Origin of the sequence: Brevibacterium sp. XM4083 (genome assembly GCF_006489205.2) — a bacterium.
Lineage (GTDB): Bacteria > Actinomycetota > Actinomycetes > Actinomycetales > Brevibacteriaceae > Brevibacterium.
Map to the genome: position 1 here is coordinate 48,057 of NZ_VFYR02000006.1, position 15,207 is coordinate 63,263.

Here is a 15,207-nt window from a genome sequence, read left to right on the forward strand (position 1 = left end):
TTCGGCGGTCTGGCCGCGCTACGCTCGAAGCGCCAACACAGAGAGCAGTGCTCACACTTTTCCTCTGCTCATTCTCGAAGGGGTTTACTCATGCGCTCAGCACTCGTCCTCGGCTTCGGTCAGATCGGCACTCAGATCGCCCTTGACCTCGCGGCCGTCGGCACCGACGTTCACGTCATGACTCGGTCGCGACCCGACGGATTAGCAGTCACCGACACAGCGATCGCTCACCGCGCCGGAATCGACTCACTTGCGCCTCAGCATGGCACCGAGCACGCCCGTCCAGCCGCTGGCTCCGAGACGGTGCCCGGCACCGACCCCGTGGCGACCGCCCGCGGTGGGATCACGTGGTCTCAAGGTGACGCGTCATCAGCCGAAGCTGTCCGCCAGGCCGCGGAGGAGGTCGGCGCGGAGGCGATATTCGCGTGTGTCCACACCGCCTATGACTCGCGAGTCTGGGCGAGAATCCTGCCAGGACTCGAAGCCTCGATCCTCGACGCTGCCGCCCAGCTCGGCATCGCTGTCGTCTTCCCCGAGTCCGTCTATGCCTTCGCCGGTCTGACCACGCCGATCACGGCAGATGCGGAGTTCGCGCCCGTCGAGGAGAAGGGGCGGATTCGTCAGCAACTGCTCGTGGCTCGCTCTGCCCATCCCGCGCAGGTGGTGAGTGTGCTCGCCGGGGACCTCATCGGCGCAACGGCCTCACCGACGAGCTCGGTGGTCCGCCTCTGCATCACCGGTCGCATCACCGCAGGCCGCTGGGCAGTCGTTCCGGCACGCACCGATGTGCCCCACGGGATCACGGTCATCGACGACATGGCGGCGACGATGATCGACGCAGCAACCGATCTCAGCGCGGCCGAACAGCGCCATGCGGGGAGCCACCGGCTCGTCATCGCCCCGAGCGCGAATCCGACGCTCGCCGAGGTCACCGCCTACGCCCATGACGTGCTCGGCTCGACCTACCGGAAGCCGATCGCTCTCCCCCACGCCGTCGTTCGGGCAGCCGGCTGGTTCGACCGGTCGATGTTCGAACTCGCCGAGCTCGCCCCGATCTGGCGCCGCCCGTGCCTCATCGATTCAGGAGACGCTGATGCCGACTGGCGAGCCGGCATCGACGCGATGCTCCGGTGATCGCGGAACCGCAGCCCCACCTCGGCGGGCATGCCCCGGTTATGGGCCACCACCTCGGCGGATGTACCCACGGAACCGCGTCCCCACCTCGGCGGGCGCACACACGGAACCGTCCCCCCACCTCGGCGAGGGAACCTGATCGTCCTCAGCTCTGGTTGAGGAAGATCCCGTTGCCGGGACCGAGCGGCAGGTCGAGGAAGTACCAGAGCGCGAGCAGCGCCGCCCACGCGAGCCAGAACGGGATGACGAACGGGAACATCCGGGAGATCACGGTGCCGAGGCCCGCGTTCGGCTCGTAGCGGCGGACGAGACCGAGGAGGACGATCATGTACGGGTTGAGCGGGGTGATCACCTGCGTCGCGGAGTCGCCGACGCGGAACGCGGCCTGGATGAACGCCGGTTCGTAGCCGAGGAGTGCGAAGAGCGGGACGAAGACCGCGGCCATGAGCGTCCACATCGATGAGCCGGAGACGATGAAGAGGTTGAGCACGCTCGCGAGCAGCATGAAGCCGATGATCGCGGCGAACCCGGTCAGTCCGATCGCCTCGAGTCCGGAGGCACCGGCGACGGCGATCCACGACCCGATTCCCGTCCAGTTGAACAGGGCGATGAACTGGCCGAGGATGAACGCGAGGATGAGGAAGGACATCATGTCGATGATCGACTGGGCCATCATCCGCACGACGTCGTTCATCGACCGGATCGTGCCGACGACGATGCCGTAGACGACGCCCATGAGCATGAAGTATGCGAAGACGATGAAGACGATCGAGGACAGCAGCGGCGACTTCGGGAGGAATCCGCCCTCCTCGTTGCGCCACGGCGAGTCCGGGATGAGCACGGAGACGAGGATGACCGCAGTCAGGGCGAGCGCGGAGAGCAGCGCCCAGAGCAGGCCGCGTTTCTCGGCGGGTTCGAGCGTCGGGGAGACTTCCTTCTGTGCGGCTTCGATCTCCTCGGCGCTCACGGAGTTCTCGCTGTAGTCGACGTCCGTGGCCTGGTACTTCTTGTCCAGGCCCTGCGTCGTCGCGTCGACGTAGTCACGCGGCACGCCCTTGCGGACCATGTTCGGTTCGATGAGCTTGTCGATGATGAACCCGGCGATGATCGCGAGCATGATCGAGGCGACGATGTTGAAGTAGTAGTTCGAGACCGGGTTGACCGCCTGGTACTCGATGCCCGGCAGGGTCTCCATCACCGAGGTGGTGATGCCGGCGAAGAGCGCGTCGAGGCTGGTCGGCACGATCGATGTCGAGTAACCGGCACCGGTGGCTGCGAACCCTCCGATGAGACCGGCCATCGGGTGCCGGCCGGCGGCCTTGAAGACGAGGGCGGCGAGCGGCGGGATGATGATGAACGCCGAGTCGGCCATGATCGACCCGACGACGCCGACGAACCCGACAGCGTAGGGCAGCAGCCAGCGCGGGCTCGATCCGAACGCGACCCGCACGGCCGCGGCGAGCATACCCGACTTCTCGGCGACCCCGACGGCGAGCAGGATCGGCAGGACCGTGGCCAGTGGTGGGAACCCGATGTAGTTCTCCCCCATCGTCGTCGTCAGCCAGGCCATGCCCTCACCGGTGAAGAGACCCTTGATGGTGACGATCTCGTCGCTGCCGGGAATGGCGACGGAGACTCCTGCGATCGCCATCGCCGTCGAGATCGCGCCGGTGATGAGGAAGAGTCCGAGGAAGAGGGTGAACGGTTCGGGCAGTTTGTTGCCGATGCGTTCGATCCCGTCGAGGAGGCGCTGGCCGAAGCCGACCTTGGCTGGTGTCTGCGCTGACATGGCTCTGCTTTCTCTCGTGGCTAGGCGAAGTAGTTCTCGACGTCGATGGCGCCGCCGGCGCGGGCGAACTCGGTGTCGACCTCGGCGGCGAGGTCATCGTCGACGAGGTAGTCCAGCGCCGTGCACGCGAGCCCGTAGGCGGCGTCGTGGGCCGCGGCCTCAGCTTCGGGGGTGATCGCCGCGGCCGCGAATTCCCTGGTGTGCAGGGCGGTCTCGGAGTCCGCGGTCCTGATGAGCGGGTGGATGCCCGGGATCCGGTAGGAGACGTTGCCGAAGTCCGTCGAGGCGGCGATCGACTCGTCGAGGACGCCCCCGGGCAGCGGGGTCCTCCCCTGCGCGATCTCGTGGAGCGCCCACCGCTTTGTCAGCGCGGAGTTCGTCCGCACCGGCAGCGACGGCGGGTGTTCGTCCCAGGTGATCTCGACGCCGGTGCCGGTCATGAGCGCCGCCCCCTTCGCCGCATCCTCGACCCGCTGCGAAAGCTCCTTGAGCGTCTCCGGGTACTTCGAGCGCACATAGCACTGGACGGTCGCCGTCTCCGTGATGATCGACGGCCGGGTGCCGCCGTCGGCGATGACGGCGTGGAGGCGGGAGATCGGCGGCATCTGCTGGCGCATGAGCCCGAGTCCCTGGTAGAAGAGGGTCGCGGCGTCGAGCGCGTTGCGTCCCATGAAGGGCTGCGCCGAGGCGTGCGCGGCGGCCCCGGAGTAGGTGACCTCGAGCAGGCGCCTGCCCAACCACACCTGGTCGGCGCAGTCGTAACCGTACCCGTGGACCATGATCGCCGCGTCGATGCTGTCGAAGGCACCGGCCCGGGCCATGACCTCCTTGCCCGAGTGCCCCTCCTCGGCGGGGGTGCCGAGGAGGACGACCGTGCCCGGCACCGCCTCGGGGTTCTGCCGGTAGAGCTCGTCGAGGGCGAGGAAGGCCCCGACTCCGGCTGCGGCGATGAGGTTGTGCCCGCACGCGTGGCCGATCTCCGGCAGGGCGTCGTACTCGGCGAGGATCGCGATCGTCCGGCCGTTCCCGTTGCCGGTCGTCGCCTGGAGCGTAGTCTCGACGCCGTAGAGCCCGGTCTCGACGGCGATGCCCCGGGATTCGAGCACCGCGGCGATCGCTGCGACGGACTCGACCTCCTCGTAGGCGGTCTCGGCGAGCTCGTGGATGCGGTGGAGGAGCCCGGTGATCTCGTCGCCAGCACCGGTGAGGGCGGTGGCGATGGCATCTGTGCTGGTGGTCGGGGCGCCGGTGAACTCCGAGGTCCACTCGGCGGCGTTGTCCGCTCGCGCCCGGGTCTCCGCGGCGATGTGGTCGAGGTAGCTCTCATCGGGGACCGTGGCACGGCCGAGGTCTCTGGGTGCGCTCATGGCTCACAAGCATAGGAGACGCCGGTCACAGACACACCCATGACCCGTCACAGAGGATGGTCTCCCGGGGCGGCCTCAGAGGGGTGGACTCAGACCGCGGTGAGCTGAAGGGCGAGCGAGTCCGCGCGTTCGACGACGATCGGATCGGCGGCCAGCGCCTGCTGGAACCGTTCGACCTCCTCGGCGGGGACCTGGCCCGTGACGCCGAGGCGGATGCCGAGTTCCGGTCCCTCGACATGGACGCGCGCGCTGCCGGGGCTGAGGCTGATCCGGGCGAGCCAGGGGAACCGTCCGGCCAGGGCCACGGCCGCCTCGGCGACGGTGGGATCGGCCCACGCGGGAGTCCACGGTCGACCCTGGGCAAAGGCGAAGAGGGCGGGGCGGCGGAGGAGGAACGACCGGTCGGTGCCGGGGTCGAGGACGACGAGCTGGGAGTCGGCCTCGATAGCCCCGAGCGCCAGGCGTTCGGACTCGATGGGCACCGGCCTCGCCTCGGGATGCCACGCCGTCAGCGGTGGGATCGCGGAGAATCCGGGTGTGCATTCGCGTCCGTCCTCGGCCTGGAGGCGGACCATCGCCATGTCCGAGGAGTTGTCGACCATGAGGCCGTTCTCCCCGACGCCGTGGTCGACGGCGATCGGGACGATCGGGGCATAGAGGCGGACGCCGGCCAGGGCGGCGACGACGCCCTGGTGGGCAGCCGGGTCGAGCGGTGACTCCGCGGCCGTTTCGAGCGCGGCCAGGAGGGGCGCATCGGCCTCTCCGGTGTCACCGGAGAACGGGTTGGGCGCGAGGTTCCGGCCCTCCCAGGGCTGGCCGGCGGAATCGGTGGGCATCGGGTTCAGCGTCCCGCGACGTCGAGCGCCTCTTCGAGGGTGAACTTGCCCGCGTAGAGCGCCTTGCCGACGATCGCGGAGTCGACCCCTGCGGGCACGAGAGCGCGGAGACTGCGGAGGTCGTCGAGGCTCGAGACCCCACCAGAGGCGGTGATGGGCTTGTCGGTGCGCGTCGTCAGGGATTCGAGGAGCTCGAGGTTGGGTCCCTGGAGGGTGCCGTCCTTGCGGACGTCGGTGACGACGTAGCGGGCGCAGTTCGCGGCTTCGAGACCGGCGAGGACCTCGAAGAGGTCTCCCCCGTCCTTCGTCCAACCCCTGGCCGAGAGCGTCTGGCCGCGGACGTCGAGGCCGACGGCGATCTGGTCGCCGAAGCGGGCGATCATATCCGCCGTCCACTCCGGGTTCTCGAGCGCGGCGGTGCCGATGTTGACGCGCTCGGCTCCGGTGTCGAGTGCCCGTTCGAGGCTTTCGGTGTCGCGGATTCCCCCGGAGATCTCGACCTTGATGTCGACGGCCTTGACGACCTGGTTGAGGAGATCGGAGTTCGATCCGCGTCCGAACGCGGCGTCGAGGTCGACGAGGTGGATCCACTCGGCTCCGCGCTCCTCGAAGTCGTGGGCGGCGTCGATGGGCGATCCGTAGTCGGTCTCGGTGCCGGCTTCGCCCTGGACGAGGCGGACGGCCTTGCCGTCGGCGACGTCGACGGCGGGAAGGAGGACGAGCTTGTCAGTCATGGTGGCCTTTCTTCTGTCGCGCATGCGCTGCGACGGGGTCGACGGGTGCGGGGATCGGCTCGAGGGGCGCTGGGGCCTGACGGCTGCTAGCGGCTGTCAGGTGAGCGGCCTCCGTCAGAGACGCGGTCCTCGTCGGGGAACGAGGCGATCCAGTTGCGCAGCAGGGCGGCACCCGCCTGAGCGGATTTCTCCGGGTGGAACTGCGCTGCCCACGTGGTCCCGTCCTCGACGGCGGCGATGAACTCCGAACCGTGGCGGGCGGTCGTCACAAGCGTTCCCGCGGGGTGATCGGTCGCCGCGTACGAGTGGACGAAGTAGAACTTCTCGTCCTCGATGCCAGAGAACATCCTCGACCCTTCGGCCGCGGTGATGTCCGACCATCCCATGTGCGGGACGACGGGAGCATCGAGCGCGGTGACCTCGCCGGGCCACAGACCGATGCCCGCCGTCTCGACACCGTGTTCACGACCCTGCGAGAAGAACACCTGGAGGCCGACGCAGATGCCGAGCAGCGGCCGTCCCTCCTCGTGGCGGGCTCTGATGAGGTCGAGCGCATCGACCCCTTCGAGCCCGGCCATGACGGCGGAGAACGCGCCGACGCCGGGAACGAGGAGCCCGTCTGCGGCCTCGATGTCAGCGTGGTCGGCAGTCAGTCTCACCTCGGCGCCGGCGGCCTCAGCTGCGCGGACGGCAGAGCGGACGTTGCCTGCTCCGTAGTCGAGAACGGCGATCGTCGTCATCGTGACCGGCCTCCGGACAGGACCCGGGAGATCCGCCAGAGGGCGAATCCGAGGACGACGACTCCGAGAACGGCGACGCCCCACGCCACACCGTTGCCGCTGAGCCCGAAGCTCACGCCGAAGGCGAGGACGATGCCGGCGAGGACGGCGACGATGATCCACAGCAGCGCTGTCCGCGCCAGGGCGGCCCGGCCCGGTGTCATCGTCGCGGCACTCGCCTGGAGCTTCGACATCGACGAGGTGGGGATGTTGCCTTCGACCTGGTCGGCCGTCGTCGTCTCGAGCAGGAGCTGTTCGACGACGTCGGGAAGGTTGCGCAGGGCGAGCCCGGCCGGTACATCGGATTCGCGGGCACCGTTGCGGTAGTGGCCGGCGTCGATCTGCTCGTCGCTGCGGACGAGGAGGAGGACCTCGTGCTTGCCGGCGAGCTTCGAGATCGCCGCGGCCGCCTCGTTGCCGGCTGCGACTCCGGTGTCGGCGAGGACGATGCCGGTGAAGTCGCCAACGGGCACGATCGTGCCGGTGATGTTCGAGAGCACGCAGGCGGCGGCGAGCTGGTCGGGAACCCCGAACGGGGTGACGACGACGGTGGTGCTCATAGGACTCCCTTGGTGCTCGGGACCGCGGTGGTGCGGCCATCGGGTTCGACGGCTTCGCGCAGGGCCCGGGCGAACGCTTTGAACTGGGCTTCGACGATGTGGTGGGGGTCGCGGCCGCGGATGAGGTCGAGGTGGACGGTCAGCCCCGCGTGCAGCGCGATCGATTCGAGGGCGTGCGAGGTCATCGACCCGGTGAAGTGTCCGCCGATGAGGTGGTACTGCTGCCCTTCGGGTTCTCCCTCGTGGACGAAGTAGGGGCGGCCGGAGATGTCGACGACGCAGCGGGCCAGCGATTCGTCGAGCGGAACGAACGCGGAACCGTAGCGGCGGATGCCGGCTTTGTCCCCGAGCGCCTCGGCGAGGGTCTGGCCGATGACGATCGCGGTGTCCTCGACGGTGTGGTGGACGTCAATGTCGGTGTCGCCCTTGGCAGTGACGTCGAGGTCGATGAGCGAGTGCTTCGCGAGCGCCGTGAGCATGTGGTCGAAGAACGGCACGGTCGTCGCGATGTCCGCCTTGCCGGTTCCGTCGAGATCGAGGGCGACGGACACGGTCGATTCCGATGTCGACCGCTCGCGCTGGGCCTGCCTCATAGTGAGCCTTTCGTCGTGTGCCGCGCCGTCATGTGCGGCGCGGATGCTGCGCTTCCCATTGTCCCAGGGTCACCGCCCGGCTGAGAACCGGGGCGACCAGCGGCGACTCAGTGGGCGCTGAGCAGGGTGGAGGGATCGTCAGCGACAATATCGTTCATCGCGGCGAGGAACGCGGTCGTCTCAGCTTCTGTCCCGGCATTGACTCGGGCATGGTGCGGGATGCCGATGTCGCGGATGAGGATCCCACGGTCGAGCAGCTTCTGCCACAGTTCGGCCGGTTTCGCGATGCCTCCGAAGAGGACGAAGTTCGAATCACTCGGATGGACGGTGAAGCCGAGTTCGGCCAGACGGGCCGAGATCGCGTTCCGGGAGTCGATGAGCCGGTCGACGTTGCCGAGGAGGAGATCGGCGTGCTCGAGCGCGGTGCACGCGAGCACCTGGGTGACGTCGGAGAGGTGGTAGGGCAGGCGGACGAGGCGGAGGGTGTCGATGAGTTCGGGGGCGGCGATCGCGTAGCCGAGCCGCAGACCCGCGCACGCGAACGCCTTGCTCATCGTCCGGGAGACGACGAGACGAGGGCGGCCTGCCAGCAGGGTCATCGCCGAAGGCAGCGCCGGGCGGGAGAACTCGGCGTACGCCTCGTCGACGATGACGATGCCCGAGCAGTTCTCGTACGCGGCCTCGATGACATCGAGGCCGAGCGAGGTGCCCGTCGGGTTGTTCGGGGTGCAGAGGAAGACGATGTCCGGGTCGACGCGGGAGACTTCGGCGGCGACCGCCTCGGCGGTGAGTCCGTAGTCGTCGTCGCGCTCGGCATGGATCCATTCGGCACCGGTGCCCGTCGTGATGAGCGGGTGCATCGAGTAGCTCGGGGTGAAGCCGAGTGCGGTGCGGCCGGGACCGCCGAAGGCCTGGACGATGTGGGAGAGGACCTCATTCGAGCCGTTGGCGGCCCAGATCATCTCAGGATGCAGCTCGACGGCCGTGCCCGCGCGCTCGTTGACACCGGTCAGATAGTCGACGAGGTGCTTGCGCAGTGCCGTGAACTCACGGTCCGGGTAGCGGTTGAGTCCGGCCAGATGAGTGTCGACGGCCGTGCGCATCGCCTCGACGACGACGTCCGGGATCGGATAGGCGTTCTCGTTGACGTTGAGCTGGACCGGCACGTCGAGGTGCGGGGCGCCGTAGGGCTCACGCCCGACGAGGTCGGAGCGGACTGGCAGAGACTCGATGTTTCCCACACAGCGATTTTAGCGCTGGGGGACGTCGAGGCTCTGGCCGGGGTGGACGACGGGCGAGGACAGGTGGTTGAGCTCGACGATGTCGGCGACGACGTCGCGGGTGTCGCGGTCGAGGCCGAGGTTCGAGGCCACCGTCCACAGCGACTCGCCCTCGCCGACGACGACGGAGTCCGCGGCCACGCCGATGACCTCGTCACCGCCGACCGCCTCGGCGGTGAACGTCTGGGTCGAGAAGAAGAGCGTGCCGCCGACGATCGCGAGGGCGCACACGGCGGTGCGGAGCAGACGCACGGCACGGCGGCCGCGGTTGGTCAGATGCAGTTCCTGATTCATCACAGACATCGCATTTACCTCTTTCTTCGTACGATTCCACCCGCAATGGGTAGAACGTCTGTTCTATTCAACACATCATTCGAACAAATGTCCAGTCCATCTCGAACATTTATGAGACAATGAGAGAGAACCAGCGTTGTTGATCGATATCGAACAACCATCCCAGGCGGCACTGACACGAGGTCTCTCGAGGCGGTTCAACCGGTGGGAAACGGCGGGATTAGAACGAAGGGGAAAGAGCAATGGTGCAGAGCAAACGAGGCAGAGGCAGGCCGCGCAACGAGGACGTTGCCAGCGAGATCGCCGCGGCCCGCAGCGAAGAGGACGAGGTCGAGATCCCTGACGGTCCGACCGGGGCCGGGGACTTCCGTCTCTCCCCCCGACAGCGGCTCGTCCTCGAGACGATCGAGCGCGCCGTCGTCACCAACGGCTATCCGCCGAGCATGCGCGAGATCGGCGAGGCGGCGGGTCTCGCCTCGCTCTCGAGTGTGGCCCATCAGCTCTCCCAGCTCGAGCGGCTCGGCTACGTCCGCCGCGACCCCAAGCGCCCGCGGGCGATCGAGGTCGTCAATCCCTTCGAGGAGGAGGAGGCCGAGCGCGCGAAGTACGAGGAGCTCGCGAACAACACTGTCCAGGTCCCCGTCGTCGGCCGCATCGCCGCCGGTGGTCCGATCCTCGCCGAGCAGGAGGTCGACGACGTCTTCTCCCTGCCCACGCAGGTCGTCGGCTCCGGTGAGATGTTCCTCCTCAAGGTCGTCGGCGATTCGATGATCGAAGCCGCGATCTGCCACGACGACTGGGTCGTCGTGCGCAAGCAGCACACCGCTGACAACGGGCAGATCGTCGCCGCCCTCCTCGACGGCGAAGCGACGGTGAAGACCCTCAAGCGCAAGGCCGGGCGCCAGTGGCTGCTGCCGCAGAACAAGGACTACGACCCCATCGACGGTACGTACGCCCAGATCATGGGCCTCGTCGTCGCCGTCATCCGCCGGCTCTGAGGTTGGGTTCCTCGCGGGCCTCTGCGGGTGGGCTCGCCCCTCGCCGAGGCGGCTGACCGGAAACGCGAATGCCCACGACCGTTGGTGGTCGTGGGCATTCGGCGTGTCTGGGGCGCCTCGGCGGTGGGGGCAAAGGTGTCTGGGGCGAGTCGGCATGCTCCGGCAGGCGGGTGACGGCTGGCGTGCGTGTCGCCGCAGGCCTCGCGCTCTGCCGACCGGCACCTCGAGCGACTAATCATCCCCGTGCACCGGGAGGTTTTGGCGCTCCGGGTGCGAGGTGCGAAACTGCGCGGAGGTTTTGTCGCTACGGGGAGGTTTTACCGCCGAGGGGAGGTTGTGCCACTGCAAGGATGAATGGCCGCCTCGGGGATGACACGAACCGCCCCTATATGCCCGTCATGGAGTCGGCAGTCGAATAGCCCTCCGTCCACTCCCCGTCATGGAACAATGCGACCAGGGTGAACACCATGGCGAGACCGCCCAGAACGAAGGCCACGATCGGCCAGACGTTGAGATATGTGGCACCCATGAGCAAGCCGATTCCCCCTCCGGCGAGAAGGACGACACCCGAAAGGAAGCACGGCAGCCAGTATTTCCGATAGGGCTTCTTCTTCCGCTTGCGGGCCATGGCGCGAACTTTACCACCCGGCGGCGGGCCATCACCCCTTCGCGGCGTCCTCGTCCTTCGTCGCGGCCAGGCGCCCGAGTGCTGTGCGCACGACCGCCGGATCCGTCGTCGGCCACATCTGCGGCATCGAACTGACGAGGTAGCCGGCATAGCGGGCCGAGCGCAGACGCGAGTCGAGGACCGCGACGACGCCCTTGTCCCCCGTCGAGCGGATGAGCCGCCCGGCACCCTGCGCCAGCCGCAGCGCCGCATGCGTCGCGCTCACCGCCATGAATCCGTTGACCCCGCGTCGATCGGCGTCCCGCGCTCGGGCCTGCATGAGCGGGTCGTCGGGGCGCGGGAACGGGATCCGGTCGATGATGACGAGCCGGTTCGTCCGGCCCGGCACGTCGACGCCCTGCCAGAGGGACATCGTCCCGAACAGGCACGCCTCGTCGTCGGCGGCGAACCGGGAGACGAGCGACGGCAGACCGTCGTCGCCCTGGAGGAGGATCGGCAGATCGAGCCGGTCGCGCAGGTGCTCGGCCGCGGCGTTCGCAGCCGCACGCGAGGAGAAGAGTCCGAGCGCCCCGCCCTTCGAGGCTGTGACGAGGGCTTCGAGTTCGGCCAGTGCTTCCTCGCTCAGCCCGCTGCGACCGGGTTTGGGCAGGTGGGAGGCGACGTAGATGATGCCCTGCCGGCCGTAGTCGAACGGCGATCCCACGTCGAGGCCGTCCCACCTCGGCGAGTCGGGGCCGACGAGACCGAGCGAGGCGGCGACGGCGTCGAAGTTCCCGCCCAGCGACAGGGTCGCCGAGGTGGCGACGACGGTCGACTCTTCGAAGATCCCGTGCCGCATCGTTCCGGCCACGCTCAGGGGCGCGACGACGAGGTTCGTCGTCTCCCGCTCGCGGAAGGTGCTGCGGCTCAGCCACACGACGTCGTTCTTGCCGGGGTCGCAGAAGCGTTCGGCGAGTTCGAAGATCTCCTGGCACCGCGCTTTGGCCATCTGCCGGCCGGCGTCGGCGTCCTCGCTGCGGCCGCCGATGTCGTTGATGATCTGGCGGGCGGAGTCACGGATCTGCGTGAGCGCGAGGGCGAGGGGTTCGGGCAAAGAGAGCATGAGCCCTTCGCTCACCCCGGCGGTCGCGCGTTCGAAGGCCGCCGAGGCGGTGTCGAGCATCGCGGTCACGCCGTCCTCGACCGTGGTGTGCTTGCGCACCGCCGAGGTGGCCGCCGAGAGCATGCCCGTGTTGATCTGGCCGGACAGGGCATTGGTCACCCGGTCCTTGAGCTCGTGTGCCTCGTCGATGATGATGACGTCGTGTTCGGGCAGGACGGCGTTCTCCCCGAACGCGTCGATCGCGAGCAGGGCGTGGTTGGTGACGACGATGTCCGCCTCGGCGGCGGCGTTGCGGGCCTGTTCAGCGAAGCATTCGGTGAAGAGCGGACAGTTCGAGCCGAGGCAGTCGAAGGCGTTGACGGAGACCTGCGCCCACGCTTTGTCGCTGACGCCTGGGATGAGGTCGTCCCGGTCTCCGGTCTCCGTGGTCTTCTCCCACGTGCGGATGCGTTGGATCTCCTCGCCGAGGCCCGACCGGTCGGCGGGCTTCCGTCCGGCGGCGGCATCGGCGCCGAGGTCGAAGAGCATTCCCTCGTCCTCGTCGGGGTAACCGCCGGCGAGTTTGTGCTTGCACACATAGTTCCGCCGCCCCTTGAGCAGGGCCGCCTTCGGCAGCGGGTCGAGGGACTTCTTCACGGATTTGAACAGGCGCGGGAGGTCACGGTGGATGATCTGCGTCTGCAGGGCGAGCGTCGCCGTGGAGACGATGACCTTCCCACCGGTGCGGCTCGCGTACTCTGCGGCGGGCACGAGATAGGCGAGCGATTTGCCGGTTCCGGTGCCGGCCTGGACGAGGAGGTGGATGCCCTTGTCGAGCGACGAGGCGACCGCCTGCGCCATCTCGGTCTGACCCTCACGGGTCGACCCGCCGATGGCGCCGACGGTCGCAGAGAGCAGGTCGGCGACCGAGCTCACTCGCCGATGACCATGTCAGGCCGGCGGAACTCCTCGAGTTCGGCGGCGAGCTCGGCCGGGACCTTCGCGTGCATGCCCGTGCCGCCCTCACCGTGCTCTTCGTGATCGACGGTGCCCAGCGCATAGATCTTCGAGACGAGGTCGCCGCGCTCGTAGGGGATGAGCACGGAGACTTCGATGTTCGGAGACGGCAGCTTCTCCTCGATCGTCTCGACGAGGTCGGCGATGCCCTCCCCCGTCGTTGCGGAGACGAACCGGGCGCCCGGGTATTCGGCGCGCAGAGCCGTGACCACGGTCTCGTCGGCGAGGTCGACCTTGTTGAAGACGAGGAGTTCCGGGATGTCACCGGTGTCGACGTCCCCGAGGACCTCTCGGACCGCGCGGATCTGCCCCTGCGGGTCCGGGTGGGAGGCGTCGACGACGTGGAGGAGGAGATCGGAGTCCGAGGCCTCTTCGAGCGTCGACCGGAACGCCTCGACGAGCTGGTGGGGCAGGTTGCGGACGAATCCGACGGTGTCGGTGTAGGTGAACGTGATGCCGTCGGAGGTCCGGGACTGTCGCACCGTCGGGTCGAGAGTCGCGAACAGGGCGTTCTGGACCATCACCTCGGCGTCGGTGAGCCGGTTGAGCAGGGACGATTTGCCGGCGTTCGTATAGCCGACGATCGCCACGGAGGGCACATGGTTGCGTGCGCGGTTCTTCCGCTTCGTGTCCCGGGCGGGCGCCATGCCGGCGATCTGGCGGCGCAGCTTCGCCATCCGGGTGCGGATGCGGCGCCGGTCGAGTTCGATCTTCGTCTCACCGGGACCACGTGAGCCGATGCCGGCACCGCCGGCGACACGGCCACCGGCCTGCCGGGACAGCGATTCACCCCAACCGCGCAGACGCGGGAGGAGGTATTCGAGCTGGGCGAGTTCGACCTGCGCCTTGCCCTCACGGGACTTCGCGTGCTGGGCGAAGATGTCGAGGATGAGCGCGACGCGGTCGACGACCTTGACCTTGATGACATCCTCGAGTCCGCGCCGCTGGCTGGGCGCGAGTTCGGAGTCGATGATCACGGTGTCGGCGCCGACGGCTTCGACGATCTCCTTGAGTTCGGCGGCCTTGCCGCGGCCCAGATACGTTCCCGGGTCCGGCTTGTCGCGGCGCTGGACGATCGCGTCGAGGACTTCGGAGCCTGCGGTCTCAGCGAGGGCGGCGAGTTCGCGGATCGAGTTCTCGGCTTCGTCGAGGGTCGTGTTCCACAGTCCGGCGAGGACGACGCGCTCGAGCCGGATCTGTCGGTATTCGACCTCGGTGACATCTTCGAGTTCCGTCGAGAGGCCCGCGACGCGGCGCAGGGCGGCACGCTCGGCGAGGTCGAACTGCGATTCCTCGTCAGCGGCGGCTTCCTTCGGGCTCAGCGCCTGGGCACCTCTGGCGAGGACACGATCGAGCATCGCTTCCCGACGCTCTTTGTCAGTGGACGTCATTCATTCCTTTGTTCGTGGCAACTGCTGTACACGAAGTACAACGCACATGTGCGTCCATCTATTCTCCCACAGCCGTTTAGACTGAGACGGTGTCGGACCACTATTTCACCGAGAGCCCCTCGAGCCAGGCCAAACGCCGCGAGATCACCCTCGATCTCGCCGGTCGCACCGTGGCCCTGGAGACGATGAGCGGGACCTTCTCCCCCACCCGTCTCGACCCCGGCACGGCGGTGCTGCTCAAGCATCTTCCCGATCCCGAACCCGGCGACCTCCTCGATCTCGGGTGCGGTTGGGGTCCCATCGCCCTCCATTCCGCGCTCCAGGCCTCCGACGCCGAGGTGGATCTGCGGGTGTGGGCCCTCGACGTCAACTCCCGGTCGCTCGAGTCGACCGCGGCGAATGCGGCCCGGCTGGGGATCGACTCGATCCGCACCGTCACCGCCGACGAGGTGCCCGCGGATGTGCAGTTCACGACGATCCGGTCGAATCCGCCGATCCGCGTCGGCAAGGACGTCCTCCACGAGCTCCTCGAGACGTGGCTGCCGCGCCTGGCCTCGGGCGGGCGCGCCGACCTCGTCGTGTCGAAGAACCTCGGCGCCGATTCGCTGCTGACCTGGATCCGCGGGATTCTCGGCGAGGGGTTCACCGCCGAGCGCACCGCCTCGTCGAAGGGCTTCCGGATCCTCACGATCCACAGGGACGCCTGAGCTTCCCCCGCCGACACGG

The 15,207-nt window shown here is 68.1% G+C and carries 15 protein-coding genes; 3 read left to right on the forward strand and 12 right to left on the reverse strand.

The features are described from left to right. Positions 1-90 precede the first annotated feature (90 nt). On the forward strand, positions 91-1,134 hold the full coding sequence (locus FJ887_RS17050) for a Rossmann-fold NAD(P)-binding domain-containing protein (protein ID WP_101624773.1): 1,044 nt from the start codon (positions 91-93) through the stop codon (positions 1,132-1,134). Positions 1,135-1,279: 145 nt separating this feature from the next. Here FJ887_RS17050 and FJ887_RS17055 read toward each other — a convergent pair whose 3' ends face one another. The 9 genes from FJ887_RS17055 to FJ887_RS17095 form a co-directional block, all read right to left on the reverse strand. Then, positions 1,280-2,923 (reverse strand): AbgT family transporter, encoded by a 1,644-nt coding sequence (locus FJ887_RS17055; RefSeq protein WP_095376502.1) that lies wholly within the window; start codon positions 2,921-2,923, stop codon positions 1,280-1,282. Between the two features lie 20 nt (positions 2,924-2,943). Further along, on the reverse strand, positions 2,944-4,290 hold the full coding sequence (locus tag FJ887_RS17060) for an amidohydrolase (RefSeq protein ID WP_063250546.1): 1,347 nt from the start codon (positions 4,288-4,290) through the stop codon (positions 2,944-2,946). A gap of 89 nt (positions 4,291-4,379) precedes the next feature. Next, on the reverse strand, positions 4,380-5,126 hold the full coding sequence (locus FJ887_RS17065; protein WP_063250547.1) for an SseB family protein: 747 nt from the start codon (positions 5,124-5,126) through the stop codon (positions 4,380-4,382). Positions 5,127-5,131: 5 nt separating this feature from the next. Further along, positions 5,132-5,860 (reverse strand): bifunctional 1-(5-phosphoribosyl)-5-((5-phosphoribosylamino)methylideneamino)imidazole-4-carboxamide isomerase/phosphoribosylanthranilate isomerase PriA, encoded by a 729-nt coding sequence (gene priA / locus FJ887_RS17070; protein ID WP_140955772.1) that lies wholly within the window; start codon positions 5,858-5,860, stop codon positions 5,132-5,134. Between the two features lie 86 nt (positions 5,861-5,946). Continuing rightward, complete coding sequence (gene hisH / locus FJ887_RS17075) at positions 5,947-6,600, reverse strand: imidazole glycerol phosphate synthase subunit HisH (protein WP_101624770.1); 654 nt, start codon at positions 6,598-6,600, stop codon at positions 5,947-5,949. Continuing rightward, positions 6,597-7,199, reverse strand: coding sequence for a hypothetical protein (locus FJ887_RS17080; protein ID WP_063250550.1), 603 nt, complete (start codon positions 7,197-7,199; stop codon positions 6,597-6,599). Before FJ887_RS17080 ends, hisH begins: the two co-directional genes overlap by 4 nt. Next, positions 7,196-7,792 carry an imidazoleglycerol-phosphate dehydratase HisB gene (gene hisB, locus FJ887_RS17085; protein ID WP_140955771.1) on the reverse strand — a complete coding sequence of 199 codons (597 nt, stop codon included), beginning with the start codon at positions 7,790-7,792 and terminating at the stop codon, positions 7,196-7,198. Before hisB ends, FJ887_RS17080 begins: the two co-directional genes overlap by 4 nt. Positions 7,793-7,899: 107 nt before the next feature. Next, the gene (locus FJ887_RS17090; protein WP_095376501.1) at positions 7,900-9,033 is read right to left on the reverse strand and encodes a histidinol-phosphate transaminase; all 1,134 of its coding nucleotides are present in this window, start codon (positions 9,031-9,033) and stop codon (positions 7,900-7,902) included. A gap of 9 nt (positions 9,034-9,042) precedes the next feature. Next, the gene (locus FJ887_RS17095) at positions 9,043-9,366 is read right to left on the reverse strand and encodes a LysM peptidoglycan-binding domain-containing protein (protein ID WP_063250553.1); all 324 of its coding nucleotides are present in this window, start codon (positions 9,364-9,366) and stop codon (positions 9,043-9,045) included. 242 nt (positions 9,367-9,608) lie between these two features. On the opposite strand from FJ887_RS17095, the gene lexA reads away from it, so the two are divergent. After that, entirely contained in the window at positions 9,609-10,364 is a 756-nt protein-coding gene (lexA, locus tag FJ887_RS17100) for a transcriptional repressor LexA (protein ID WP_009378532.1), read from the forward strand. Between the two features lie 385 nt (positions 10,365-10,749). Here the strand turns inward: lexA and FJ887_RS17105 are convergent, their stop codons facing one another. Genes FJ887_RS17105 through hflX form a run of 3 tightly spaced genes read right to left on the reverse strand, consistent with a single transcriptional unit; the run spans position 10,750 to position 14,481 of the window. Further along, positions 10,750-10,992 carry a hypothetical protein gene (locus FJ887_RS17105; protein WP_095376500.1) on the reverse strand — a complete coding sequence of 81 codons (243 nt, stop codon included), beginning with the start codon at positions 10,990-10,992 and terminating at the stop codon, positions 10,750-10,752. Between the two features lie 31 nt (positions 10,993-11,023). After that, positions 11,024-13,009 carry an ATP-dependent DNA helicase gene (locus FJ887_RS17110; RefSeq protein ID WP_140955770.1) on the reverse strand — a complete coding sequence of 662 codons (1,986 nt, stop codon included), beginning with the start codon at positions 13,007-13,009 and terminating at the stop codon, positions 11,024-11,026. Continuing rightward, complete coding sequence (gene hflX, locus FJ887_RS17115) at positions 13,006-14,481, reverse strand: GTPase HflX (RefSeq protein WP_063250556.1); 1,476 nt, start codon at positions 14,479-14,481, stop codon at positions 13,006-13,008. Before hflX ends, FJ887_RS17110 begins: the two co-directional genes overlap by 4 nt. Before the next feature lie 89 nt (positions 14,482-14,570). Here hflX and FJ887_RS17120 point away from each other — a divergent pair, with 89 nt between their 5' ends. Further along, entirely contained in the window at positions 14,571-15,188 is a 618-nt protein-coding gene (locus FJ887_RS17120) for a class I SAM-dependent methyltransferase (protein WP_140955769.1), read from the forward strand. Positions 15,189-15,207 lie beyond the last annotated feature (19 nt).

Excerpts from the sequence above, each read along its gene's own strand:
- hflX (WP_063250556.1), bottom strand. The coding sequence starts at position 14,481 with ATGACGTCCACTGACAAAGAGCGTCGGGAAGCGATGCTCGATCGTGTC.
- FJ887_RS17080 (WP_063250550.1), bottom strand. The coding sequence starts at position 7,199 with ATGAGCACCACCGTCGTCGTCACCCCGTTCGGGGTTCCCGACCAGCTC.
- hisB (WP_140955771.1), bottom strand. The coding sequence starts at position 7,792 with ATGAGGCAGGCCCAGCGCGAGCGGTCGACATCGGAATCGACCGTGTCC.
- FJ887_RS17095 (WP_063250553.1), bottom strand. The coding sequence starts at position 9,366 with ATGAATCAGGAACTGCATCTGACCAACCGCGGCCGCCGTGCCGTGCGT.
- FJ887_RS17060 (WP_063250546.1), bottom strand. The coding sequence starts at position 4,290 with ATGAGCGCACCCAGAGACCTCGGCCGTGCCACGGTCCCCGATGAGAGC.
- FJ887_RS17055 (WP_095376502.1), bottom strand. The coding sequence starts at position 2,923 with ATGTCAGCGCAGACACCAGCCAAGGTCGGCTTCGGCCAGCGCCTCCTC.
- hisH (WP_101624770.1), bottom strand. The coding sequence starts at position 6,600 with ATGACGACGATCGCCGTTCTCGACTACGGAGCAGGCAACGTCCGCTCT.
- FJ887_RS17105 (WP_095376500.1), bottom strand. The coding sequence starts at position 10,992 with ATGGCCCGCAAGCGGAAGAAGAAGCCCTATCGGAAATACTGGCTGCCG.
- priA (WP_140955772.1), bottom strand. The coding sequence starts at position 5,860 with ATGACTGACAAGCTCGTCCTCCTTCCCGCCGTCGACGTCGCCGACGGC.
- FJ887_RS17065 (WP_063250547.1), bottom strand. The coding sequence starts at position 5,126 with ATGCCCACCGATTCCGCCGGCCAGCCCTGGGAGGGCCGGAACCTCGCG.
- lexA (WP_009378532.1), top strand. The coding sequence starts at position 9,609 with ATGGTGCAGAGCAAACGAGGCAGAGGCAGGCCGCGCAACGAGGACGTT.
- FJ887_RS17050 (WP_101624773.1), top strand. The coding sequence starts at position 91 with ATGCGCTCAGCACTCGTCCTCGGCTTCGGTCAGATCGGCACTCAGATC.